Genomic DNA, 24747 nt, shown 5'->3' on the forward strand with positions numbered 1-24747 from the left:
CGGGCCAGGGGGCGCCCGGCCGGGGCTCACGCGCCGCCGGCGGCGGCGCGCCGCGTGCTACCCTGGCGTCCGCCCATGCGCGAGCGGCTCACGATCCTGAACAGCTTCGTCCACGACGTGGCCACGGGGACCTGGATCTCCTCGCTGCTGTTCATGCGGCTCGCCCACGCGGAGACGCGCGGCGCGCCCTGGGCGGGGGTCCCGCGCGAGCTGGTCCGCCAGCTCGAGGCCCAGTTCATGGCGATCACCTGGACGAGCCTCGCGGTGGTGGTGGCGACCGGCCTCGTGCGCGCCCTCACCTTCCGGGCCTACGGCTGGACGGGGGACGTGGCGAGGGACCGGATCCGCATGCTGAAGCTGAAGCACGCGCTCCTCGGCGCGACCTTCCTCGCCGGGACCCTCTACCAGGTGCTGCTGCTGCGGACCTGAGCCCCTGCCCCGCTCGGCGCTCCCGCAGGCCGCGGACGCGGCCCGGGCTTCAGCGCCGGGACTCGGCGACCGCCCGCGCGAGCGCCTCGCCCACGTCCTCGCTCCCCGCCCCCTCGGCCTGCGCCGCGAGCAGCTCGTCCACCACGGTGGAGCAGACCGAGCCGCCGCGCGCGGCCGCCTGCGCGGCGAGGAGCTCGTCCACGACGGTGGAGCAGATCCCGGTCTTCTCGTCGGCCTGCGACATTGGTTCCCCTCCTGCGGGGCCGGATCCTACCACGCCGCGCGAGGGCCGCGACGCCGCGCCGGCTCCGGCCCTCGCCGCGCGCCGATCCCGCCGTCACGGAGCGGCGATCAGCGCCCGGCCGGCCTCCTCCGGAAGCGGCCCATCTTGAACTGGATCGAGAAGTTCACGTAGCCCTCGAGGAACCGGAAGATGCGCCGGTCCCCCATCGGCCCGACCGCGCGCTCGCTCGGGAGCGGCGTCACCTTCCCGTCCCGCACCGCCGCCCGCCCGACGATCTCGAACCCGCCCTCCCCGTCCACCCAGCCGAGGTTGTCGGTCTGCACGCCGAGCACCATGGGCAGGTTCACGAGGTCGTAGTGGCGCAGGAGCCCGACCTCTCCCGGCGGCAGGGGCGAGAGGTCCTCGAGGCTCATCGCCTGCACGCGCGTCCACGGCGGCGGCACCTTGCGGCGCGGCCGGGGCGGCCGCCCGGCGACGAGATCGCCCAGCACGTTGTCCGCGTAGTTGGTGCCGGTCTCGCTCATGCCGAGCACGTTCACGCAGTGGGTGGACGGCACGCCGAGGATCTCCTCGCAGCGCGAGAGGTAGCCTTCCCGCGTGAGCTCGCCGAAGCGGCCGCGGTACCCGCCGCCGTCGCAGACGCGGCTGCCCGGCGGGAGCCGGAACCGGACCCCCTTCCCGCGGCAGGCCTCGAAGAAGAAGACGAAGGCGGAGGTGGCGCCGACGAGCGCCACCGGCACGCCGCTCCGCTCCGACCCGGTGAGCGCCCGCGCCAGGGCGCGCACGTCGAGCCCGGTGGGGCCGATGAGGAAGCAGCTGTCCTCGGTGCCGAACTCGACGCGGGTCCGCTCCATGGCCACCGCCATGCCCATCGACGGCGCCATCTTCGGGCTCGGGGTCATGAGCAGGAGGCGGCAGCGGCGGCCTGGATCGAAGTCCGGGAAGAGCCACGCCGCCGTGACCATCCGGTTGGCCCGGAAGACCAGCTCGCGGCCGAGCTCGTCGCGGAAGACCTTGCCGCGCACCTCCGGCGAGGTGGTGCCGCTCGTCAGGAGCTCGAACACCGCGCGCTCCATCGGGAAGGAGGCGACGATCTCCGACTTGAAGGCGGCCGTCGGGAAGGCCGGGATCTCGCCCCAGGCGCGGACCCGATCCGGGGTGGCGCCCTTCGCCTCGCAGAAGCGGCGGTAGGGCCCGTTCTGCTCGAACTGGTAGGCGAACTCGGCCAGCGCGAGCCGCTCGAACGGCGCCGGGTCCCCCTCGCACCCCGCCTGGAGGACCGCTCGTATCTCCTGAGCCAGGCCGGCCCGCCGCGACTCGGCCGCCCCCGCGCTTTCCTCCGCTCGCGCCATCCCTGTCCTCCCCAGGCTCTCGGCTCGCGGCGATCATAGCCGAAGAGGTTCCGGACGGGGCGCGCGTGGAGCCCCTCGCGCCTGGGCGGGGCGCGACGGCGCTCGGGCGCGGACTGGACGCGGACGGCCCGGAGCGCCCGGGCGGGTCGCCCGTACCCAGCGTCGAGCCGCGCCGCCCCGCCACACCTAGATTCACGCGGAGGGGGCCCCCTGGGACCGCGCATGCGCCTCTCCCTCGATGATTCCCCGGATCCTGCGCTGCGGCTCGATCGGAGCCTCTCCGAGATCGGGCCGCACGATCACGTCTGCCTCATCTTCGACTCCGAGGAGGAGCAGCACCGGACGCACGCCGCCTTCGTCCGGCACGGGCTCGCCGCCGGCGATCGCTGCCTCTGCGTCGCCGGCGGCGGCGGCGACGCGGCCGGCCTCGCGGCGGCGCTCCGGCGCGGCGGCGTGGACGTGGAGGGCGCGGCGTCCCGGGCGGCCCTCGAGCTCGCGACCGAGCGGACCACCTACCTCGCCGGGGGGGAGTTCGATCCGGAGGCGATGTGCGCCGCCCTCGCCCGCCTCTCCGAGCAGGCGACGCGGTCGGGCTTCCGCGCCCTCCGGGTGGCGGGCGAGGTCACCTGGGCGCTCGGCGACGCGCTCGAGACGGAACGGGTCCTCGACTACGAGGCGCGCGTGAACGCGCTCCTGCCGGACGTCCCGTGCCTCGCGCTCTGCCAGTACGACCGCCGCCGCTTCCCCCCCGCGGTCCTGCGCGACGTGATCCGGACGCACCCGCTCGCGCTGGTGCAGGGCCGGCTCTGCCGCAACTTCTACTACGTGCCGCCGGGCGAGCTGATCGGGCCGGACCGGCTGGCGCGCGACGTGGACCGGCTGCTCGAGAACGTCCTCGAGCGCGAGCAGTCCGAGGAGGCGCTGCGCGCGAGCGAGCGGCGCGCCGAGCTGTCCAGCCGGCTCGCCAGCATGGGGACCCTGGCGGCCGGCGTGGCCCACGAGATCAACAACCCGCTCACCTACGTGGACGCGAACCTGCGCTGGGCGCTGGAGCGCCTCGAGCGAGACGGGAGCACCCCGCGGTCCGAGCTCCGCGCCGCCCTCGCCGAGGCGCTCGAGGGGGCGGTGCGCGTGCGCGACATCGTGCTCGGCCTGCGCCGCCTCGCCGAGCCCCGGGCCGGCGGTCCCCGCGCCACGGGCGACGTCGCCGCCGAGATCCGGGCCGCGCTCGGCATCGTCCGGCGCCAGGTGGAGTCGCGCGCGCGGCTCGCGCTCGACCTCGCGCCGGACCTCCCCGTCGTGCCGGTGCCCCCTCCGGAGCTCGCCCAGCTGGTCGTGAACCTGGTGGCGAACGCGGCGCAGGCGATCCGGGGCGGCAGCCCCGGGGCGCACGAGGTCCGGATCCAGGCGCGCCGCGAGGCGGGCGGCCTCGCGCTCGAGGTCCAGGACACCGGCGACGGGATCTCGCCCGAGGACCTGCCGCGCATCTTCGACCCGTTCTTCACCACGCGGAGGTCCGGCGTCGGCGCGGGGCTCGGGCTCGCCATCTGCCACCGGATCGTCCAGGCGGCCGGCGGCACCATCGCCGTGGAGAGCGCGCCCGGGCGCGGGAGCACCTTCCGGATCCGGCTGCCGGCGCCGGAGGCCGGCGAGGACCCGGGGTAGCGCCCCACCCGGCCCGAGCACTGCCCGGATCCCGCTGCCGGCGCGCCGAAGCCGCGCGGCACGCCCGTTGCTCTCGTGCTCCTCCCAGCCAAGGAGCGGCCTCGCGCGGAAGGAGCCCGCGGGCGGCGCAGCGCCTCACCTCGCACCATGAACCATCCCCACCCCCTGCTTCATCGACCTGGATCGGCCCCGCTGGCCGACGACGTGGCGAGCGCGCCGCCCGGCCCCCCCGCGGCCGGGCTCCGGGGCTGGATGGCGCGCAGCCTCGCCAACCGGGTGACCCTCGCCGCCCTGGGGCTCGCCGCCGCGCTGGTCTTCGGGCTCGGGGCGGTGAGCTACTTCGCGGTGCGCCAGCTCATCCGGCTGCGGCTGGCGGCGGTCGGGCAGGAGCGGCCGGCGCTCGCCGGCCTGCGGTGGCTCGGCCTGGCGCACGCGCTCATGGGCCTGCTGCTGCTCGCCGTGGTCGCGGTCGCGGCGCGGTTCGCCGCGCTGCGCGTCACCGCCCGGCTCACGCGCCTGAGCGAGGGGGCGCGCCGGATCGCCGACGGGACGGCGGGCGCGCTGCCGTGCGATCCCGACTACCAGGACGAGGTCGAGACCGTCACCCGGGCCTTCAACGGGACGCTGGCGCAGCTCCGGGCGGCGCAGCAGACCCTGGAGCAACGGGTGAGGGAGCGCACCGCCGCGCTGGAGCAGCGCGAGCGGGAGCTCCGGCAGAGCCAGGAGCAGCTCGCGCTGGCGCTGGAGGGGTCGCGGCTCGGGTCGTGGCAGTGGGACATCCCCTCGGGCCAGGTCGCCTACGGGCACCTCTGGCCCCGGCTCCTCGGCTACACCGGCGCCGAGATCGCGCCGACGATCCAGGCGTGGGGGGCGCTCGTCCACCCCGAGGACGCCGAGCGGGTCCGGCGGGACGTGGTCGCGCACCTCAAGGGGCTGACCTCCGAGTTCGATCTCCAGTACCGGATGCGGGCGCGCGACGGCGGCTGGCGCTGGATCCACTCCAGGGGGCGGGTCGTCGAGCGGAAGGGGACGGGGATCGCGGTCCGGGCCGCCGGGACCAACGCCGACGTGACCTGGCGCTGCGAGGCGGAGGAGCGGCTGCGCGACGCCTCGCTCGCCAACGCCCGCCTCGCCGAGGCGCTCCAGGCGAGCGAGGAGCGGCTGCGCCTCGCGCTCGCGGCCGGCGATCACGCCGAGTGGGACCTCGACCCGGCGCAGGGGCGGATCACCCGGGGGCCGCGCTGGTGGGAGATCCTGGGAGCGCCCCCGGAGGCGCACGACGAGACGCTGGCGGGCTGGAAGAGCGTGCTGCACCCGGACGACCGCGGCGCGGCCTGCGCCGCCCTGCAGGCCTGCATCGACGGCAAGGCCGAGGTCTACGAGGCGAGCTACCGCGTGCGCGGCCGGGACGGCGCCTGGCGCTCCATCCGCTCGCGCGGGCACGCCGTGAAGCGGGACGAGGCCGGGCGCGCGCTCCGCGTCACCGGGACCAGCACCGACGTCACGGAGCTGGACGAGCTGCAGGGCCGGCTGCTCGCGGCCACCCGGCTCGCCTCGGTGGGCACCCTGGCGGCGGGCGTGGCCCACGAGATCAACAACCCCCTCACCTACGTCTCGGCCAACCTGGCGGTGCTCCTCGACGAGCTCTCGGCGGCGGCGCCGCTGGAGGAGCGCCGCGGCGAGCTGCGCGAGCGGGCCGAGGAGGCGCGCCAGGGGGCGAGCCGGATCGCCTCGGTGGTCGCCGCCATGCGCGCCCTGGGCGGCCCGGAGCGGGCCGGGCAGGCCTGCGCGATCGACGTCGGGGCGGAGCTGCAGGCGGCCCTCCAGATGGCGCGCAACCAGGTCGTCCAGCGCGCCGCGCTCGAGGTGTCGATCGCGCCCGACCTGCCGAAGGCCAGCGCCAAGACCAACGAGCTCGGGCGCGTCTTCCTCAACCTGCTCGTGAACGCGGCGCAGGCGCTGCCGGAGGGGCAGGCCGACCGGAACCGCGTGACCGTGGAGGCGCGCCGGAGCGGGGACGGGATCGTCGTCGAGGTGTCGGACACCGGGCCCGGCATCCCGCCGGAGGTCCGCGAGCGGATGTTCGAGGCGTTCTTCACCACCAAGCCCGTCGGCGTCGGGACCGGGCTGGGGCTCTCGATCGCCCGCAGCATCGTGGTCTCGGCGGGCGGCGCCATCGAGGTGGACTCGGAGCCCGGCCGCGGCGCCACCTTCCGCGTCCGCCTGCCCGCCGCCGGCGCCCCGGCCGCCGCGTCCGGGGCGGCCCCGCCCCCCGCCCCCGCCTCGGCCGGGGCGCGCCGGCGCGTGCTGCTCATCGACGACGAGCCGATGGTGCGCCGCTCGCTGGAGCGGATCCTGCGCCGTCACCACGACGTGGTGTCGCTCGGCTCCGCCGAGGAGGCGCTCGCCCGGATCGTGGCCGGGGAGCGCCCGGACGTCATCCTGTGCGACTTCATGATGAGCGGCCTCGACGGGATCGGCTTCCACGAGGCGCTGTCGCGGGAGCACGCCGCGCTGCTCGAGCGGCTGGTGTTCGTGAGCGGCGGCGCCTTCGGCGAGCGCGCCACCCGGTTCCTCCGGGAGCACGCGGTCACCGTGGCGCCGAAGCCGATCGACCCGCCGGCCCTGCTGGCGCTCATCGACCGGATCGTGACGCGGGCGGAGGCGGCGCGGGCCGCCTGAGACGAAGGGTGGCCCGCTCAGCGCGCGCGGTCGAGCGCCGCCAGCAGGAGCTCGATGTCGGGCGGCTTGGGGAGGTGCGCCTCGAACCCGGCCTCGCGCGCCCGCGCGCGATCCTCGGGTTGCGCGTAGCCGCTCAGCGCGATGAGGCGCGCGCTCCCGAGCGCCTCGTCGGCGCGGAGGGCGCGCGCGACCTCGTAGCCGTCCATGTCCGGCAGCCCGATGTCGCACAGCACCACGTCCGGGCGCAGCGCGCGGGCGAGCTCGAGCGCGGAGCGGCCGTCCCGCGCCACGCGCACCCGGTGCCCCTCGAGCGCCAGGATCTCGGCGAGGCTCTGGCCGGCGTCCACGTTGTCCTCGACGAGGAGGATGTCGCGGGACCGGGGCGCGACGGCCGGGCCCGGGGCGGCCGCGGCGGCGGGCGCGGCGGGCGCGAGCGGCAGGCGGAACGCGAGCTCCGAGCCGAGCCCGAGCCCCTCGCTGCGCGCCGCGACCGAGCCGCCGTGCAGCTCCACCAGCCCCTTCACCAGGGCGAGCCCGAGGCCGAGGCCGCCCGCGGTCCGCGCCAGCGGCTGCTCGGCCTGGGCGAACGGCTCGAAGAGGCGCGCCAGCGTGGCGGGCGACATCCCCACGCCGGTGTCGCGGACGCGCAGCTCCACCTCCCGGCCGTCGGCGCGGAGCGCGACCACCACCCGGCCGCCGCCGGGGGTGAACTTGAGCGCGTTCTGCAGGAGGTTCCCGAGGACCTGGCCGATCCGGGTGGCGTCGGCGTCCACCCAGGCCGGGCCGTTCGTCTCCTCCTCGACCGAGAGCCCGACGCCGCCCTGCTCGAACATCGACCGCAGGTCGTCGGCGGTTCGCCGCACCACGTCGCGGAGGTCCACCCGGGCGCGCTGGAGGGCCACCTTGCCGTGCGCGATCCGCGTCACGTCGAGCAGGTCGTCCACCAGCCGGGAGAGGTGCTCGGTCTGGCGCCGGATGACCTCCTGGGCGCGCGCCGCCTGCTCCGAGCCGGCCGCGGCCCGCTCCAGGAGGTAGATGCTGTTCCGGATGGGCGCGAGGGGGTTGCGCAGCTCGTGCGACAGCATCGCCAGGAAGCCGGTCTTGACCCGGTCCGCCTCCCGGAGCTCCTCCTCCGCCCGCTTGCGCGCGGTGATGTCGTCGAACAGCACCGCCACCCGGCGCTGCTCGGGGCTGCCGATGCGGAAGGCCGAGACCTCGTAGTAGCGGCCGAGCGCCTGCGCCGGGAGCTCGAAGCGGGCCGCCTCGCCGGTGCGGGCGACGTCCCCGTAGATCCGGAACCAGTGCTCCTCGTGCGCCGGCACCAGCTCGCGGATGCAGCGGCCGGTCGCGCCGGAGAGGCCGGTGTGCCGCTCGAAGGAGCGGTTCACCTCGAGGAAGCGGTAGTCCGCGGGCCGCTCGCCCTCGAAGAGCACCTCGATGATGCAGAACCCCTCGTCGATCGAGTCGAAGAGGGAGCGGTACTTGGCCTCCGACTCCCGGAGGGCCTGCTCCGCCCGGGCCCGCGCCACCGAGGACCAGGTCCGCTCCGCGGTCTCCTCGAGGAGGGCGAGGTCCTCGGCCGTCCAGCGGCGCGGCACGTCCTGGTGGACGACGAGGAGCGCGACGGGCCGGCCTTCCTTGAACAGCGACAGGAGGGCGTAGGCGCCGATGCCGAGCGCCGCCGTGGCCGCCCGCTCGTCCGGGCGCAGCCGCGCGTCGCTCCCGACGTCGTGGATGACGAGCGTGCGGCCGGCGCGGAACTCCCCCATGACGAGCGGGCCGTAGCTGTCGAGGTGGTAGCGGCCGACGGTGCTCGCGGCGCCGGGCACCCGGTACTCGGAGCGGACGATCCCGTACGCGCCGTCGGGCGTCACCTCGCCGTAGTGCACGCGCGTGGCGCCGAGGTGCTGCCCGAGGACCCGCGCCGCCTCCCCCTGGATCTCGTCCGGATCGGCGAGCGGCCGCAGGGTGTCGGCGAGCAGCAGGCGGAAGCCGTCGCGGGCGGCGGAGACCCGGAGCTGCTCCAGGAAGAGCTCTCGCTCGCGGAGGTCGCTGCTCGAAGGCGCGGGCCCGCCCACCTCCCGGAGCGTGACGAGCCAGCCGGTCCCGTCCGGCAGCGGGATGGGATCGACGGCCCCCTCCCACCAGCTCTCGTGACCGCCGGCCCGGCGCGGATGGCGCGGGATCGCCGCCCGGCGGCCCGCCTGCGCCCGCGCCCAGGCCGCCTCGACCTCGGGCAATCCGGGGAAGCGGCCGGTCACCGCGCGAGGCGGCTCGACCGGCGCGGTCTCGCCGTACGCCAGCCAGGCGGCGTTCGCGTCGCGGGCGGCGCCGTCCGGCCCGACGACGCAGCGCGCGACGCCGGGCTCGCCGAGCAGGAGCGCGAGGAAGGAGGTGGTGCCGGGCTCGGTGGTGACGTTCAAGGATGGGCCTCGCGGTGGCTCCCAGCCATTCTAGCTTCGAATCATAGGGGCCGCCGGGCCAGCGAGGCTCCCGCCAGCCGTCCGCGTCGGCTCGGAGCGCGGCGCGGGCGCGGGGCAGCCGCCGGGCGCGGGAGGTTCCGCCGCGATGTGCGCATCCGCCTGCATTCGCGCACCCGGGCGCACCTTGCGCACCCATGTCGCGCATGTCACGCTGCGTGCTGGGACGGTCACCGTCCGCTCCAGCCCCCCGAGAGGAAGCCTCATGACCCCTGCCGTCCATGCCCGTCGCTTCGGAGCGGCCGTCGCGGCGTTCGTCGCGGTCGCGCTCCTCCTCCCGGCCTGCGGCGGCGGAGGCGGCGGCGGCGGCGGGAGCGGCGGCGGCAGCGACTGGTACTACCACTGGAGCTGCAACGGCGACTCGGAGTGCCTGTCCACCAACCCGACCGGCCAGGCCTCGGGCACGTCGGGCCCGATCTCCGGCGGTCAGATCGGCTGCAACGAGCTCATGACCTTCGGCCAGCACTTCTGGAACATCCCTCCGGCGGCCCAGTCCTGCGACCAGTCGCCCTCGGGAGGCGCCACCCCGCGCACCCTCCGCTCGATCGCGATCTCGCCGGCGACGACCTCCGTCCCGAAGGGCGCCTCGACGTCCTTCACCGCCACCGGGACGTACACCGACGGCAGCACCGGGGACGTGACCGGGTCGGCCACCTGGTCCACCTCGAGCGCGGTGGCGCACATGATGGGGGCCCAGGCCATCGGCGACGCGGTGGGCACGACGACGGTCACCGCGACCATCGGGACGATCTCCGGCAGCGCCACGCTGACGGTGACCGCGGCCGCCCTGAGCGCGATCGTCGTCACCCCGGCGAGCGCGAAGCTCCCGGTCGGCGCCCGGCTGCAGCTCACGGCGACGGGGCAGTACTCCGACGGCTCGACGCAGGATCTCACGGCCTCGGTGACCTGGTCCTCGAGCGCCACGGGCGTCGGCACCGTCGGCGCGGGCGGGCTCCTGACCGGGGTCGCGGTAGGGCGCGCGACCGCCACCGCGACGCTGGGCGCGCTGTCGGGGAGCGCCGCGGTCTCGGTCCAGACGCTCCGCTCGATCACGGTCGGCCCGGTCAACCCGATCCTGCCGGTGGGGCAGACCCTGCAGCTCACCGCCACCGCCATCTACTCCGACGGCACCAGCGGCGACGTCAGCGCCTTCGTGACCTGGACGTCGTCCCCGGCCGGCGTCGCCAGCGTGGCGGCCGGCGGCCTCGCGACCGCGGTCGCGGTGGGGACCACGACCGTCACCGCCACGATGGGCGCCGTCTCCGGCGGCACGACGCTGGCGGTCGCCCCGCCACAGGTGGCCTGGACGGTCCGCGCCTCGGGCGCGGGGCTGAAGCCGCTCTACGGCGTGGCCGCCTCCTCCTCGCAGTACGTGGCCGTCGGCGACGGCGTCATCGAGACCTCGGGCGACGGCGTGACCTGGACGAGCCAGCCGGCGGGGGCCGCCTACACGCTCTTCGGGGTCGCCTTCGGCGGCGGCCGGTTCGTCGCGGTCGGCAAGGACGGCAGCGGCAACCCGACGGCCCTCCGCTCGACCGACGGGGTGAGCTGGACCGCGGCGACGCTGACCCCCACCATGCAGCTCAACGGGATCGCCTGGAGCGGCAGCCAGTTCGTCGCCGGCGGCTACCTCTACTCCGCCGCCACCCCCACGCAGACGCTCGGCGACGTGCTCCTCACCTCGACCGACGGGAGCGCCTGGACCTCCCACGCCGTGTCGCCCGCGGGGGTCCCCACCGGCTTCGGCGCCAGCCCCACGACGACGGTGGTGGTCGGCGACGGCGGGAGCATCCTGACCTCGTCCGACCTCTCCACCTGGACCACGCGCAGCTCCGGCACCTCGATCCCGCTCTTCGGCGTCGCCTGGAGCGGCTCGCGGTTCATCGCGGTGGGCGGCGCGGCGACCGTCCTGACCTCGACCGACGGGACGAGCTGGACCACCGGGAGCTCCGGCACCTTCACCTGGTTCCACGGGATCTCCTGCGCGTCGGCCGAGTGCGTCGCGGTCGGGATGAACGGCGTGATCGTCTACTCGGCCGACGGCCTGGCCTGGGAGAGCGCCACCTCCGGCACGTCCCTCGATCTGAACGCGGTGGCGGCCAAGGGCGCGCAGTTCGTCGCGGTCGGCGGGAACAGCGGCACCAGCGGGGTGATCCTGTCGGCTCCGTGAGGTCGTTCAGCTTTCCTTCACGGCCCATGCACGAACCGGACGTTTCCGACGCTTGGCGGGGCGCGTAGGTTCCGCCGCATGCCCAACGCCAAGGCCTACGCCGTCGCCAGCCCGACCTCGCCGTTCACCCGCACCACCATCCCGCGCCGGGACCCGACCCCGACCGACGTCCAGATCGAGATCCTGTTCTGCGGGATCTGCCACTCCGACCTCCACCAGGCGCGCAACGAGTGGAGCGCGATGCCGACCGTCTACCCGTGCGTGCCCGGCCACGAGATCGTCGGCCGCGTCACGAAGGTCGGCGCGGCCGTCACGAGGTTCCGCGCCGGCGACGTGGTCGGCGTGGGCTGCCTCGTGGACTCGGACGGCACCTGCCCGTCCTGCCGGGAGCAGCACGAGCAGTTCTGCCCGAGCGCCGTCTACACCTACAACTCGCCGGACCGGCACACCGGGAAGGTGACCTACGGCGGCTACTCGGACAGCGTCGTCGTGGACGAGCGGTTCGTGCTGCGCGTCCCCGCGAACCTCGACCTCGCCGGCGCCGCGCCGCTCCTGTGCGCGGGCATCACCACCTGGTCGCCGCTGCGGCGCCAGGGCGTCACCAAGGGCAAGAAGGTCGGCATCGTCGGGCTGGGCGGCCTCGGCCACATGGGCGTGAAGCTCGCCCGCGCCCTCGGCGCGCACGTGGCCGTCTTCACCACGAGCCCCGGCAAGACCGAGGACGCGCTCCGGCTCGGCGCGCACGAGGTGGTCGTCTCCAGGGACGCGGACGCGATGGCGAAGCAGGCCGGCACGTTCGACATGATCCTCGACACCGTCTCGGCGGTGCACGACCTCCACCCGTACCTGCACGCGCTCAAGCGCGAGGGGAACCTCACGGTCGTCGGCGCCCCCGACCAGCCGCACGCGGTCTCGGCGTTCGGGCTCATCTTCGGGAACAAGAGCCTCTCCGGCTCGCTCATCGGCGGGATCCGCCAGACACAGGAGATGCTCGACTTCTGCGGCGAGCACGGCATCACCTCGGACGTCGAGGTGATCCCGATCCAGAAGGTGAACGAGGCCTACGAGCGTCTGCTCAGGTCGGACGTGAAGTACCGCTTCTCGATCGACATGGCCTCCCTCAAGGACGAGTAGCGCCGTTCGGCGGGCGCGGCCTCGACCCCAGGTGGATCTTCCGGAGCCGGCCTCGCGAGGGGCCGGCTCCGTCGCGTCCGCCGCCGGGCTCGGGAGCCGCCCCGGCCGCTCAGAGCGTGACCAGCCGGTACTGGCCGCTGCCCATCCCCAGGGCCTTCATGTACGTCAGCTGGTGCAGGCCCTGCCGCGTCTCGATCCGCTCGCGCAGGTCGTGGAGCTCGGCCTCGGGGAGCCGGTAGACCAGGTCGATGGAGGCCTGCTCCACCGCGAGGAGGTCGGTCGAGGCCAGGATGCCCAGGTTCCGCGCCTTCACTGGCGCCGCCGACGTGCCGGCGCAGTCGCAGTCCACCGACATGTTCCGGAGCACGTTCACGAACACGATCCGCGGCGCGAAGTGATCGACCACCGCCTTGGCCGCCTCGACCATGTTCTCCTGGAACGGCTCACCCTTGAGCCAGGCGGCGTAGTTCACGTCGTCCGGGGCGGCGTGGATCGCCTTCTTGCCGATCGGCCCGTCGGCGCACCCGATGGCGATGTTCTTCAAGGAGCCGCCGTAGCCGCCCATGGCGTGCCCCTTGAAGTGCGTGAGCACCACCAGCGCGTCGTAGTCGAGCAGGTGCTTGCCGACCGACGTCTGCGTGAACCGCCGGCCGCCCTTCACGGGCAGCGTCGTGGCGCCGTCCTCGTCCAGGATGTCCACCCGGCAGAAGTTCCAGCCGTTGATCGCGAGCGTCTCGCGGTGCTCCGCGGTCGTCGCGCGCTTGCCCTTGTAGAGGGTGTTGGTCTCGACGAGGCAGCTCCCCGGGATCCGCCGTTGCAGCGCCTGGACCATGTCGCGCGGGAGGATGTTGGGGCCGTTCGGCTCGCCGGTGTGCACCTTGATGGCGACCCTGCCGTCGATGGCCCGGCCGACGCGGGAGTAGATCGCGACGAGCGCCTGGGGGCTGAGCTCCTGCGTGAAGAAGACCTCCGGCGGGCCGGGCTCGGCCCTGGCGCCCGAGGACCCCGCCGACGCGAGCGACGCGCTCGCGCCCGCGCAGCCGCCGAGGACGACCCCGCCGAACGCGGCGGCGCTCCCCGTGATGAAGCCGCGACGGCTGAGCCCGCCGCGGCGTGATCCTCGTCCCTGCTCGTTGCTCATCGTGTCCCTCTCCGGGGGAGCGCGTCCCCCTCCGGCCTGGAGCCTCCCGCGCCCGGGCCCACTGACGCGCGGGAGCGTACACCCGGGCTCGCGGTCGGCGGCGCTTCTCGTGGTGAAGGTTTCCTACATGGCCCATCCGCCTTCCGGGCCCTTCGCGCACGCCTGCCGGGCGCGTACGTTGGCGGACCGGCGCTCGCGGCCGCGCCCCGCGAGGGTCCTGCTAGGATGGCGCCGTGCGCCTCGTCCGGCTCCTGCTGTCACGGCGGCTCGTCGTCTCGCTGATGGCGATCCTGACCGCGCTCCTCGCGCTCGCGGCCGCGTCGGCGGGAGGCGGCTGGGAGCGCCTCGTGACGCTCGCTCCCGGCGCCGCGCAGGGACCGCTGGCGCGGCTCGAGGCGCCCCGGCTCGTGGCGAGCCCCGCGTTCCTGGCGCTCCCCGCGCTGCTCGCGCTCTCGCTCCTCGCCTCGCTCTGGACCCGGCTCGCGGCGCACCTGCGCCGGCGCAGGGCCGGTCCGCCGCCGCTCGAGCGGCACGTGGCGCGGTGGTCGGAGGAGCTCCCCGTCCCCGCCGACGAGGCCGTCCGGCGGATCGGCCGCGGGCTGCGGATGGCCGGGGTGGCGCTGCGCCCCCTCCGCGCGCCGGAGGCCTCGGGGAGCCGGGCCGGGCTCGGGTTCTGGGGATCCACGCTCTTCCACCTCGGGCTCCTGGTGGCCCTCGCCGGCACCTGCGCCAGCGCCCTGGGGCGCTTCCGGGGCGAGCTGGTGCTGGCCGAGCGGATCCCGGTGGAGGTCCGGCCTGCGGCCCTCGCCGCCGCCTCGCGACCGGAGACGGCCTGCGGGCTCGACGGCGTGCGGCTGGCGGTGAGCGACGTCTCCGCGAGCTACGCCGAGCTGCAGCGGCTCACCGACGTCTCGGCCGTGCTCGAGATCCTCCCGGCGGGCGCCCCAGGGCGCCGCGAGTTCCTCAGCGTGAACGTCCCGGTCCGGGTCGGCGGCTGCCAGCTCATGGTCGAGCGCTACGGCTTCGCGCCCGAGGTGGAGGCCTGGGACGAGCTCGGCCGGCAGCGGCTGGACGGCGTCGCCAGCGTGCCGGCCCGGCCGCCGGGCGCCGAGAGCCAGGTCGCGCTCGACGGAAGCGGCGAGCTCCAGCTCCGCATGTACCCCGACTACGTCGAGCGGGCGGGCGCCCCGGGCTCGCGCTCCCGCGTCCCGCTGCGGCCGGTGCTGGGCTTCCGCTGGCTCGAGGGCGGGCGCGAGGTGGCCGCGGGGCTCGTGCCGCGCGGCGGGGCCACGGTGGTGAACGGGCGGCGGGTGGCCTTCCGCGACCTGCGCTACTGGCTGGGGCTGTCGCTCGTCCGCGACCCCGGGCTCGACGCCTTCGCCGCGGGCGGCGTCCTCTGCCTCGCCGGCCTGCTGCTGCGCTTCGCCTGGCCCCCGCAGGCCTGGAGGGTGCGCGTCGAGCCCGCGGCGGCGGGCAGCAGCCGCGTCGAGGTGGCGCTCTCGGCCCGCCACGACCCGGCGCTGCTCCAGGCCAGGCTGGAGCGGCTCAAGCGCGCCGCGCTCGACGGGAGGGGCGCGTGAGCGCGCTCGCCACCCAGGCGCTCCGCGCGGCGATGGCCGGGTACGCCCTCGGCCTCGCCGCCCTGCTGCTGGCGCGCTGCCGCGGCGGCGAGCGGCTGCGCCGGGCCGGGCTCGCGGCGGCGCTGCTCGCCTGGATCGCCCACGGCGCCTCCACGGTGGCGCACTGGATCGCGAGCGGCCACGCGCCGGTGACGGGGCACTTCGAGGGCGGGCTGACGGCGGCCTGGTTCCTGCCGCTCCTGGCGGGGCTCGCGATCTGGCGGCACCGCGAGGCGGCGCGCGCCCTGCCCCTCGTGCTCGGCGCCACGCTCGCCGTGCTCGCCGTCCGCGGGGAGCCGCCGGACCTGGGGCCGCTGGCCCCGCCGTTCCGGTCGAGCTGGCTCGTGTTCCACGTCCTCTTCGCCCGCGTCGCCTTCGGCGCCTACCTCGTCGCCACCGCGCTCGCGGCCTGCTACCTCTGGCTCTCCCGGCGCGCCGCCGGCTCGGCGCTGGTGCTCGAGGAGCTCTCGGGGAAGCTCGTCGCCTTCGGCTTCCTGAGCCACGCCGGGATGCTCCTCTCCGGCGCGCTCTGGGCCCACGACCTCTGGGGCCGCTACTGGGGCTGGGATCCGCTCGAGACCTGGTCCCTCGTGAGCTGGCTCGTCTACGGGGTCTACCTGCACCTGCGCTACACGCTGGGCTGGGCCGGCCGGCGCTCGGCCTGGGCCGCCGTGCTCTCGGTGCTGGCGCTGCTCGCGACGTTCTACGGGATCGGCGCGGGCGGCGGGCTGCACGTGCAGACCCTGTGACGCGCGGGCCGGCGCTGGCCGGCGGGAGCTGCCGCGAGGGGCCGGCGCGAGCGGCCTCCGTGGGGCTCACTCCCTCGGAGCCGGAGACGGCGCCCGCTCTGGCGGCGTCGGCGCCTCGGACATCCCCGCGGCGTGGTCCTCCAGGCGCGCCGGCGTGGGCCGCTGGCCGTCGTAGACGGTCGAGGTGGCTCGACCCCCCTCCACCCGCCAACGGCCGTCCTCCTGCCGGAGCTCGTAGGCGAGGGCGATCACGGCCTTGATCTCCGGCTTGGGCGCGAGGTTCGGCCGCGTCGGCCGCTCGTGGTACCTCCAGCGTTCGCGGGCCGTCACCTGCAGGGCGCCTGGGCCGGGGCGCGCCACCTGCTCCACCTCGAGCGCCTCGAGGCGCGCCTCGAGGCGGTACCCGGCGCGGCGTTTACGGTCGACCAGCGCGCGCACCCTTCCCTGCTCGACCTCGCCCGCGGCTTCGGCCAATCCGTGGAAGTCGTCGCTCGCGTAGGCCGCCACCAGCGCGGCGTCGTAGGCCCGCACCTGGCGCTCGGCGAGGGCCCGCTCCCGGTCGCAGCCTGCGAGCAGCGCGGCCGAGAGCGCCAGCGCGGCGGCGGCGCGCCCGCGACTCACCGGCTGGCCCCCGGGAGCGCGCCCCGGCCAGCCGCGATCCCGGCCCGGAGCTGCGGGGCGCGCACCCTCACGGCGTTCGTCTAGGGACACGTGACGGGATGGATGTAGAGGGACTGCCCGCTCGTGTAGCACTCGCAGTTGCAGTCGGTCCAGGGCGAGCCGGCCGAAGGAACGGACTGGATGTAGAGCCCGGTCACCGACCCCGCCGGCGTCCACGACAGGCCACCGCCCTGGAAGTAGGGAGCGGCGTCGAACGAGGTGGCCGGTCCGCTCGAGCTTCCGCCGGCGGCGACCAGCAGGCCGGGGCGGTAACCGCCGTGGGGGATCGCGGCGTGGCAGGTGAAGCACTTCACGTTCTGGTGGCCCCACCGGTCCTGCACGTGCGCCCAGCTCTTGCTGTTGATGAACGTGACCACGTCGTGGCAGTTGGCGCAGAAGATCTTGTACCTGCCGGTGTTGCTCCTCGCGTCGTCCATCAGGATGTTCGAGTTCCAGTCGGTGTTCGGTCCCTTGAGCAGGAACCGGGCGCCCGAGCCGTGCGGCCCGTCCGGATCGGTCGAGGTCTCCGAGTTGTGGCAGTCGGTGCAGCGCATGAGGCTGGTGGTCGTCCAGGGCTTGAGGATGTTGTTGGTGGGATCGGGCGCCTTGGCCAGCACCGGGTGGAAGGAGGCGTTGGCCGGGCTGAACTCCTTGGCCACGTCGGTCTCCGGGAAGCCGCCCGAGGGGGAGACCGGGATCTTCGAGGGGTCGTTGCCCCAGTAGAAGGACGAGTGGCACTTGAAGCAGAGCGTCGCCTCCAGGTCCACCCCCGGGGTGAGGCTGCTCACGGCGACGAAGCTGGCGGCGGTGGGCGCGGTCCAGGACTGCGTGTACGTCAGCCTGGCGCCGGTGGCGCCGGCCAGGGCCGGGCCGGCGACGTTCCCGTTCGTCGGGCTGGCGAGGGTCCGCGTGTCGGACAGGGTCTGCTTCGCCGCGTGAGGGTCGTGGCAGTCGAGGCAGCCGGCGTGGCGCGAGGCGGCGCTGTTCCACCCCAGCGCGTTCCCCCAGGTGAGCGCCGCCTCGGCGGCCGTGTCGTGCACCGCATCGGCGTTGACCGGGTGCGAGGAGCCGGTCTTGGCGAGCTCCGAGGCGATGTCCCGGTTGCTGTTGTTCACGCCGACGACGCCGTTGCCGTGGCAGTTGTAGCAGACGTTGCTGGCCGCGTTCCCGGCCGGGCGGACCGCGCCGGCGAGGAGCGAGGGGTTGTCGGAGTAGTGCACCCCCTGCACCGCGCCCCGGTAGCTCGTCACCTGGCCCTCGGCCTGGGTGCCGGCGTGGCACTTGGTGCAGTTGCGCGTGAACCGGGCCCCGTCGTGCAGCGCGTACTCCCACGGGAGCCCGGCGGGGGTGACCGTGACGTTGTGCGCCGAGGCGTCGTAGGCCGCGCCGCTCACCGCCGGGTGCCCGCCGTCCACCGGGCTCGAGTGGCAGGCGAGGCAGCCCTTCCCGTACTGGCCGCTGGTGAAGTCGGTGGAGGTCACCGCCCCGCTGGTCGCGAAGCCGTAGGTCGTCGAGCCGAGCGAGCCGTCGCGGGTGAGGGCGCGCGAGGCCTGCGTGGTGCCGTCCGCGTAGAGGTTCCCGGCGTGCGAGCTGGCGGGCCAGGCGCCGGGGTCGTTGTGCACGTGATCCCCGTGACACATCCCCACGCAGCTCCGGCTCGCCGGCGGGTTGGCCGAGAGCGGGCTGGTCCAGGCGAGGCTCGGGTTGGCCGGGCTGTCGTTGGTGCCCGCGATCGAGCCGAGGGTGTGCCGGGTCAGGTGCGGCGTCGCGGGATCCGGCGCGCCCTGAGCCTGCATGTTCCAGAACTTCGAGGTGTGGCAGGTGGCGCACCCCTGGCCGCCCCGGCTCTCCAGCCCGCCGAAGCCGGTCGCGTGCGAGTGGCAGCTCGTGCAGGGCTGCGTGCTCGCCCCGGTGAAGTGGGCGTCCGCGTTCCCGCTGTTCCGCCAGCGGGCGACGGCCCCGCCGGTGCGGGTGTGGCAGGCCTGGCACGGGCCGAGCGCCCCGCCCGCCGGCGGCGCGCTGGAGACGAACGACATGGCGTTCGCGCTCCCGGAGTCGCCGGTGGCGCGGTCCCAGAAGCGGACCGGCCGGGAGGTCTGGTAGGTGCTGTACGCCGGCGGCACCACCGACTCCGACAGCAGCTGGGCGTTCCGGGTCTGGTGCGGGGCGTGGCAGTCGCGGCAGCTCGTGGCCCAGGAGCCGTACTTCGACACCCCGGACGCCGCGGAGACGCTCTGGCTCGTGTGTCCCTGCAGGGCGTGGCAGTCGATGCAGAGCTGGCTCGAGTCGTTGCGGACGAGGAGGTTGCCGTCACCGGTCCCCTTCGGACCGATGGTCACGGTGACCGGCGCCGAGTACCCGGCCCCCCCGCCGGTCGTCGTGGCCATCGCCTGAAGCGTCCAGGTGCCCGGGGGAATGGTGGTGAGATCGGCCTGGTAGACGTGGGCGTAATACGGAGGGCCGCTCGGGTTGGTCACCACGTCGTAGCTGGGGTTGAGCGCGAGCGCGTCCGGGAAGGTGCTCCCGCCATCGTGCGACAGGAGCACGCTCCCGATGGCGGTGCGGCTCGGGTCGTGGACCTGGACCTGGAAGCGCACGCCCCGGCTCGGCGTGCCGGCGTCGAGGCTGACCGTGGCGCCGCTGGACGGGTTGAGGATGAGCACCATCGGCTTCTGGCTGCCCGGGGTGGCGTCCCCGGGCCGCCGGCCCACCGGCACGCCGGCGAGGGTCACCGTGCCGCCGGTGACGGCCTGACTCCCGACCACCGAGATCCCGGGCGCCGCGACGAGGCTGGCGCTGGAGAGCGAGAGCGCCAGGATGTGCCCGGGGGTGGCGCCGTACGCCGGAGTGACGGTGACGAGGTAGCTCGTGGTGCCGAGGGGGACGTCGAAGCCCGAGCAGATCCAGGTGTTGCTCGAGCGGCTGAACGTGGCGGTGCCGACGAGCTGGTCCCCCGCGTCCCAGGCGCCGGCGGTGCTGCCCACGTCGGCGTAGACGCCGAGCGCCGCCACGTCGGACGGCAGCGCCGTCCCGGCGCTGGCGATGGCGAGCTGCGCCAGCGACACCGACCCGCCCGCGCCGGCCGCGCTGGCCGTGAGCGAGAAGCGCCCGGCGAGCACGTTGGTCTGGCCGGGGTTGGCGATGACCTCGGGCGACGCGCCCTGCGGGTGGAGCCCGAGCGCCAGGGTCCCGCCGCTCGCCGGACAGGCGGCCTGCACCAGGGTGGCGGTGGCCGGGTTGGTGCCCGAGAAGCCGTCGGGGTCGCTGAGCTGGACCGCGTAGGCGTAGGTGGCGTCGGCCGACGGGACCGAGTCGGTGCAGGTCCAGGTGCCGCTCGCGCCCACCGCCTTGCGCGTGAGCGAGGCGCAGGCGACGGGGACGCCGTCCCGGGTGAAGCTGGCCGTGTTGTCCCCGTCGCCGTCGCCGGTGAAGCTCGCCGTCAGCGTCACCGCGGTGCACGAGGAGGCGCTGGCGACGAGGCCCGCCACCGCGGTCGGGCCGGGGATGGCGGGCGGGCTCGCCGGCGCTGCGAGGGTGGCGCCCGCCGAGTAGTTGTTGCAGGCGTCGGCGGCGAAGGCGCGATAGAGGAAGGTCCCGGCGCCGCTGAGGTCGGTGGCGCCGGTGCCGCTGCCCGCGTACGCCACGGCGTCCGTCCCCACCGCCTGGCCCGCGGCGTACCCGCTCCCGTCGACGAGGGCGCTCGTGGCGAGCGGCCGTCCGGAGGCGCTCCGGAGGACCACGGCGCTGGCGAAGTCGGTGGTGGGGTTGGTCCAGGCCAGGGCGACCTGGCCCGGGGAGGCGGTGCCCGTGCCCCAGGCCGGCGGCGCCGGCGGGACGCGGTCCACGAGGACGCTGCCGCTGCTCGGGTCGGCCCCGCCCGACGGGTTGCCGGCGGCGATGTTCACCACGCTCGCGGCGATGGGGTAGGTCGCGCCCGCCGGCAACGCCGCCGCGAGCGCCGGCTTCACCTGCAGCCGGTACTGGGCGGGCGTGGTAGTGACCGGGATGCTCACCGGGATCGCGTAGGCGCCCGAGGCCTGGTACCCGAGGCTGCCGAGCACCGCGCCGGTGTCGCTCGTCACGTAGAGCGTCCCCACGGCCGCGTTGCCGGTCGAGACCCGGGCCGTCACCTTCGTCACCTTGTCGGTGCCGCTCGGCCAGGAGTTCGCGGAGGTGGCGAGGGTGAAGTGGTCGAGGTCGTAGAGCGCCGAGCCGGTCGCCGTGCCGGCGCAGGCCGGCGCGCCGGTGACCGCCTCCAGCCCGTTGTTGTCTCCCAGCACCGTCACCGGCGGGTGGTCGTAGTCGAAGGCGAAGTTCTGGCTGGTGATGCTCGCCAGCGATCGGGTGAGCGGGGGAGTGCCCTCGGCGTCGGACCAGGTGAAGCTCGGGGTGACGCCGGGAGAGAGGACCACCCGCTTCGCCCACAGGTCGTTCTGGGTGTCGCTGAAGAGCACCAGGGCGCGGTCGGGGCTGCCGGGATCGACCACGCCCTGGAACCAGACCTTGCTGTCGGAGCTGCCCTGCGGCCAGGTCACGCTGGCGGCAGAGACCGCCGGGGCGGTGGGGCAGGCCGTCGTGGGCGTGAACGAGGTCACCGCCGAGTAAGGGAGGCGGGCGTAGTTGACCTGCCCCACCGCGCTCGAGGCCGAGTACGGCACCACCACCTCGGAGTCGCCGGTGGCGTTCAGCCAGAAGGCGGTGAACGGCCGCTGGTGCGGGGAGACGGTGCCGAGGCTGCTGGTGAGCGCCCAGGTGCACTGGATGGGGTTGCCGTTCTGCAGGTAGTACGGGAGCCAGGTGCTGCCGGTCCAGACGCGCAGCTCCAGCGTGGAGCCGCTCCAGCCGGTGCCCGCGTGCCGGTGCACGGCCACGGCGGCGCGGTCGCTGGTGGGATCGGCGGCAACGACCACCTGCCAGAGGGCGCCGGAGGAAGTGTTGTATCCGGAGCGCATTCCGTACCAGTCCTCGGTGCCCGGGAGCCAGCTCTGGGAGGCGGCCTGGAACCGGTTGGAGTAGAGGTTGCCGTAGCCGGCCAGGTCGGTGCCCGTCCAGGCGAGGATCAGATCGCCCGAGAGTCCCGTGAAGGTGAGGTCGAAGGCGTCGAGGTCGCCCGTCACCACGGAGGACAGCAGCGGCGGGGTCCGGTTCTCCTTCGCCGCGTAGTTGAGCAGGTAGCTCGGCTCGTTGCCCCAGGAGGTGCCGTCCCAGAGCAGCGCCGTCAGCATGCCGTTGGTGTCGGAGACCCCCACCGCGACCTGGTTGCTCTGGCCCCGGGACGCGGCCTTGACCCACAGGATGGTCCCGTAGAGCTGCGCGGTCCCGAAGGCCTGCTCGGTGCCCCAGTGGCCGGTGGTGGGGTTCCAGAGCCGGTAGCGCAGCGCGTACGAGGAAGCGCTGTTGCCGGAGTAGACGACCACCGCGCGGCCGCTCAGCTTCTCGTAGGCGATGTCGAAGCGGCGGCCGTTCACCCCGTCGCCTCCCACCGCGGCGCTCCACTCGCTCGTCCAGCGGGTGCCGTCGTAGCGGAGCACGTAGAGCACCCCGGCGGTGGTCACGTAGCCGGCGAGGTACTCGCCGCTGGTGGGCGAGGCCTTCACGACCACGAAGGTCTGGTTCGCCGCGCCGGCGGGGAGCGGCGCGGGGGCGCCGAAGGCGTTGCTCGTGCCCTGGCCCGCGTAGCGTGCGCCGCTGGGGGTGGTGCTGGTCGCTCCCGGGCTGAAGGCGACGAGGCCGTTCGAGGAGCCGGAGCAGGGGGTCTCGACGACCGGAGCGGCGGTGAGGCCGCCGGTCCAGCCCGCGCCGTTGTCCGCGTCCTGCAGCTTGGCCGTGTAGACGTAGCTCGCGCTGGCCGAGGGCACCGCGTCCACGCAGGTCCAGGTGCCGTTGTTCCCGCCCACGGTGCTGCCGACCGGCGGGGTGCGCGTGGCCGGCAGGCAGGTGACGGCCGTGGGGTTGCCGTCGCGATAGAAGCTGGCGGTGCCGTTGCCGTTGCCGTCGCCGGTGAAGCTGGCCGTCACGGTCACGCTGCGGCAGGAGTTGGCGGTCGCCACGAGGCTCACCGGCGTGGTCGGGTTCGGGACCTGCGGGACCAAGAGGGCGGCGGCGGTGGTCGCGCCCGGCGAGTAGTCGTTGCAGGCGTCGGCGTTGAAGGCCCGGTAATAATAGGTGCCGCCGGCGTTCCCGCTGTTGTCGGTGAAGCTGGTCCCGTTGCCGCTGTAGACGATCGTGTCGGCGGGGGTGCCCAGGGTGGACCCCACCGCGTAGGCGGTCCCGTCGGTGAGGGAGCCGGTGGTGATGGGGGAGGCCGAGGTGCTCCGCAGGATGACGGTGTTGGCGTAGCCGGAGCCGGAGTTGCTCCAGTTGAGGAGCGCCTGTCCCGGTTGCGCGGAGGTACCGACCCAGACCGGCGCCGGCGGCGTCGCGTGCAGCACGACCACGCTCCCGTTGCCCGAGTCGGCGCCGGCGATCGGGTTGCCGGCGACGACCCTGCTGACGCGCCCGGCAATGGTGAAGGACGTGGGCCCGGCGGGCAGCTGCGCGGAGCTCTTGGGCGTGACCGACAGGCCGAACAGCGTGGGCGTGCTGGTGACGGTGAAGTAGCTGTAGAGGTAGGCGTTCGTACAGGTCAGGTAGTAGACGCCCGAGCCCGCCGGCGTCTCGACCGCGCTCCCGCAGGAGTCACCGTAGGAATCTCCCACCGACAAGGACTGCACCGCCTCCCGGCCCGAGGTCAGGGTGACGTACATGCCGGTCACCTGGTCGGTCCCGCCGGTGGTGGAGAGGGTGAAGAGGTCGATCGTGGCCGGCTTGCCCGGGCAGCCGCTGGCGTTGGTCGTCGCCTCGCTGCCGGAGTTGTCCCCGAGGATGGTCCGGGGCGTGACGTAGTCGAAGGCGAAGCTCTGGGTGGTGGTGCTGGCGAGCGTGGTCGTGAGCGCGCTGCCCCCTTCCGCGCTGTTGAAGTCCACGGTCGGCCTGGCGCCCGCGCCGCCGCCGGCGACGTTCACCTTCTTCGCCCAGAGCGAGCCCTTGCTGTCGGCGAAGGCCACCAGGCCCTGCGAAGGGTAGCCGAGGTCGGGGACGGCCTGGAACCAGACCTTCTGCGCGGTGCCGGTGGCCCAGGGCCAGGTGACGGTGACCGCGCCGTAGGCGCTCGTCCAGTCGGTCCCGGTGGAGTTCGGGTAGGCGACGCCGTACGAGATGGAGCCGGTCGTGGCCGTCGCGTCGGCGAACGGCACGACGAGGGCGGGATAACCGGTGGTGGAGGTGAGCCAGACCGGGGAGAACTCGCGGAGGTGCGGACCGTCGCTCGCGAAGGTGTTGTAGTTTCCGAAGAACACGTGCGACGACCAGGCGGTCCCGCTCCAGATCAGCGCTCCCAGGTTCGCGGCCAGCCCGACCCCGGTGTAGGTGAGGCCGAGCCGGTCGCTCCGCGGATCGGCGGCCAGGACCACCTGGTGGCCTTCCAGGTACGTCCCAAAGCCGGATGCGGGCGTGATGCTGGCGGTGCTCCCGAGCCAGCTCCCGGACGAGAACCGGTTGTACCGCAGGACGTTGGCGGCGCCCCAGGCGACCATCAGGTCGCCGGAGTTGGTGGACCAGGCGAGGTCGAAGGCGTCGCAGTCGCCGATGGTGGTCTTGTAGTAGACGGGGTTCGACGAGAGCGCGTAACCGGGCTCGTTCCCCCAGCCCGAGCCGCTCCAGACGAACGCGGTCGGGTACGAGCTGGCGTCCACCACCCCCACCGCGATCTGGTTCGAGGGGCCGGAGGCGAGCTTGACCCAGTTGGCCTGGCCGGCGAGCCGGGCGGAGGAGAAGGTCTGCTCCGCGCTCCAGGTCTTCGCCGCCGGGTCCCACACCCTGTACCGCAAGGCCGCGTTCGAGGCGTTCCCGGAGTAGACCACCAGGCCCCGGCCGCTGCTCCGCTCGTAGGCGATGTCGAAGCGGCGGCCGTTCACGCCGTCGCCGCCCACGATGGCGCTCCACTGGCTGGTCCAGGTCGTGCCGTCGTAACGCAGGACGTAGAGCTCCCCGGCGGTGGTCACGTAGCCGGCCAGGAGCTCTCCGATGTTCATCGGCGAGGCCTTCTCCACGAAGAAGGTCTGCCCGGCGGCGCCGGACGGGAGCGTGACCGCCGCGCCGAGGAGGTTGTTCGAGACGGTGTACGGCCTGGCCGCTGGCGCCGAGGCGGCGCTGCCGGGGCCGTAGACGATCGTGCCGTTCGAGGCGGCCCCCAGGGCGAGGGAGGGGAGCAGCGCCAGCGCGAGCGCCGCCGCGAGGGCGGTGCGCGTGAGCGGAGCGCGTTCGTCGCGGCGGCCGGTGGCGGGCCGGATGGGCGGGCGGCGGACCATGTTTCCCCTTCCCGACAGAGCTACTATCAATTTGTTCCTATAGTACTTGACTAATGGTCCTTGCGGGGAACCGA

Annotated in this window: 13 protein-coding genes; 7 read left to right on the forward strand and 6 right to left on the reverse strand. The window is 74.7% G+C overall.

The window, feature by feature from the left end; genetic code table 11:
* The first annotated feature begins 75 nt into the window (after positions 1-75).
* Positions 76-429 (forward strand): hypothetical protein, encoded by a 354-nt coding sequence (locus tag AMPC_RS10040; protein ID WP_248346096.1) that lies wholly within the window; start codon positions 76-78, stop codon positions 427-429.
* A 49-nt stretch (positions 430-478) separates the two neighbouring features.
* Here the strand turns inward: AMPC_RS10040 and AMPC_RS10045 are convergent, their stop codons facing one another.
* Together AMPC_RS10045 and AMPC_RS10050 are read right to left on the reverse strand one after the other, a co-directional pair.
* On the reverse strand, positions 479-673 hold the full coding sequence (locus AMPC_RS10045) for a hypothetical protein (protein WP_248346098.1): 195 nt from the start codon (positions 671-673) through the stop codon (positions 479-481).
* Positions 674-780: 107 nt separating this feature from the next.
* The gene (locus tag AMPC_RS10050; protein ID WP_248346099.1) at positions 781-2025 is read right to left on the reverse strand and encodes a LuxE/PaaK family acyltransferase; all 1245 of its coding nucleotides are present in this window, start codon (positions 2023-2025) and stop codon (positions 781-783) included.
* Between the two features lie 222 nt (positions 2026-2247).
* On the opposite strand from AMPC_RS10050, the gene AMPC_RS10055 reads away from it, so the two are divergent.
* The gene (locus AMPC_RS10055; RefSeq protein ID WP_248346101.1) at positions 2248-3690 is read left to right on the forward strand and encodes an MEDS domain-containing protein; all 1443 of its coding nucleotides are present in this window, start codon (positions 2248-2250) and stop codon (positions 3688-3690) included.
* 252 nt (positions 3691-3942) lie between these two features.
* Positions 3943-6372, forward strand: coding sequence for a PAS domain-containing protein (locus tag AMPC_RS10060; protein ID WP_248346103.1), 2430 nt, complete (start codon positions 3943-3945; stop codon positions 6370-6372).
* A gap of 17 nt (positions 6373-6389) precedes the next feature.
* Here AMPC_RS10060 and AMPC_RS10065 read toward each other — a convergent pair whose 3' ends face one another.
* Positions 6390-8795, reverse strand: a complete 2406-nt coding sequence (locus AMPC_RS10065; protein ID WP_248346105.1) for a hybrid sensor histidine kinase/response regulator — start codon at positions 8793-8795, stop codon at positions 6390-6392.
* Positions 8796-9057: 262 nt separating this feature from the next.
* Here AMPC_RS10065 and AMPC_RS10070 point away from each other — a divergent pair, with 262 nt between their 5' ends.
* Positions 9058-11022: an Ig-like domain-containing protein gene (locus AMPC_RS10070; protein ID WP_248346107.1), complete on the forward strand. Its 1965-nt coding sequence runs from the start codon at positions 9058-9060 to the stop codon at positions 11020-11022.
* 78 nt (positions 11023-11100) lie between these two features.
* A complete protein-coding gene (locus tag AMPC_RS10075) occupies positions 11101-12156 on the forward strand; it encodes an NAD(P)-dependent alcohol dehydrogenase (RefSeq protein WP_248346109.1) in 1056 nt (351 codons plus the stop codon).
* Positions 12157-12265: 109 nt separating this feature from the next.
* Here the strand turns inward: AMPC_RS10075 and AMPC_RS10080 are convergent, their stop codons facing one another.
* Complete coding sequence (locus tag AMPC_RS10080) at positions 12266-13297, reverse strand: DUF362 domain-containing protein (RefSeq protein WP_248346111.1); 1032 nt, start codon at positions 13295-13297, stop codon at positions 12266-12268.
* A 233-nt stretch (positions 13298-13530) separates the two neighbouring features.
* On the opposite strand from AMPC_RS10080, the gene AMPC_RS10085 reads away from it, so the two are divergent.
* Together AMPC_RS10085 and AMPC_RS10090 are read left to right on the forward strand one after the other, a co-directional pair.
* The gene (locus tag AMPC_RS10085; RefSeq protein WP_248346113.1) at positions 13531-14877 is read left to right on the forward strand and encodes a cytochrome c biogenesis protein ResB; all 1347 of its coding nucleotides are present in this window, start codon (positions 13531-13533) and stop codon (positions 14875-14877) included.
* Complete coding sequence (locus tag AMPC_RS10090; RefSeq protein WP_248346115.1) at positions 14874-15665, forward strand: cytochrome c biogenesis protein; 792 nt, start codon at positions 14874-14876, stop codon at positions 15663-15665. Before AMPC_RS10085 ends, AMPC_RS10090 begins: the two co-directional genes overlap by 4 nt.
* 66 nt (positions 15666-15731) lie before the next feature.
* On the opposite strand, the gene AMPC_RS10095 is transcribed toward AMPC_RS10090, so the two are convergent.
* On the reverse strand, positions 15732-16286 hold the full coding sequence (locus AMPC_RS10095) for a hypothetical protein (protein ID WP_248346117.1): 555 nt from the start codon (positions 16284-16286) through the stop codon (positions 15732-15734).
* An 80-nt stretch (positions 16287-16366) separates the two neighbouring features.
* Complete coding sequence (locus AMPC_RS20500; RefSeq protein WP_263009643.1) at positions 16367-24673, reverse strand: cytochrome c3 family protein; 8307 nt, start codon at positions 24671-24673, stop codon at positions 16367-16369.
* Between the last annotated feature and the right edge of the window lie 74 nt (positions 24674-24747).

The organism is Anaeromyxobacter paludicola, from assembly GCF_023169965.1.
GTDB classification, from domain to species: domain Bacteria; phylum Myxococcota; class Myxococcia; order Myxococcales; family Anaeromyxobacteraceae; genus Anaeromyxobacter_B; species Anaeromyxobacter_B paludicola.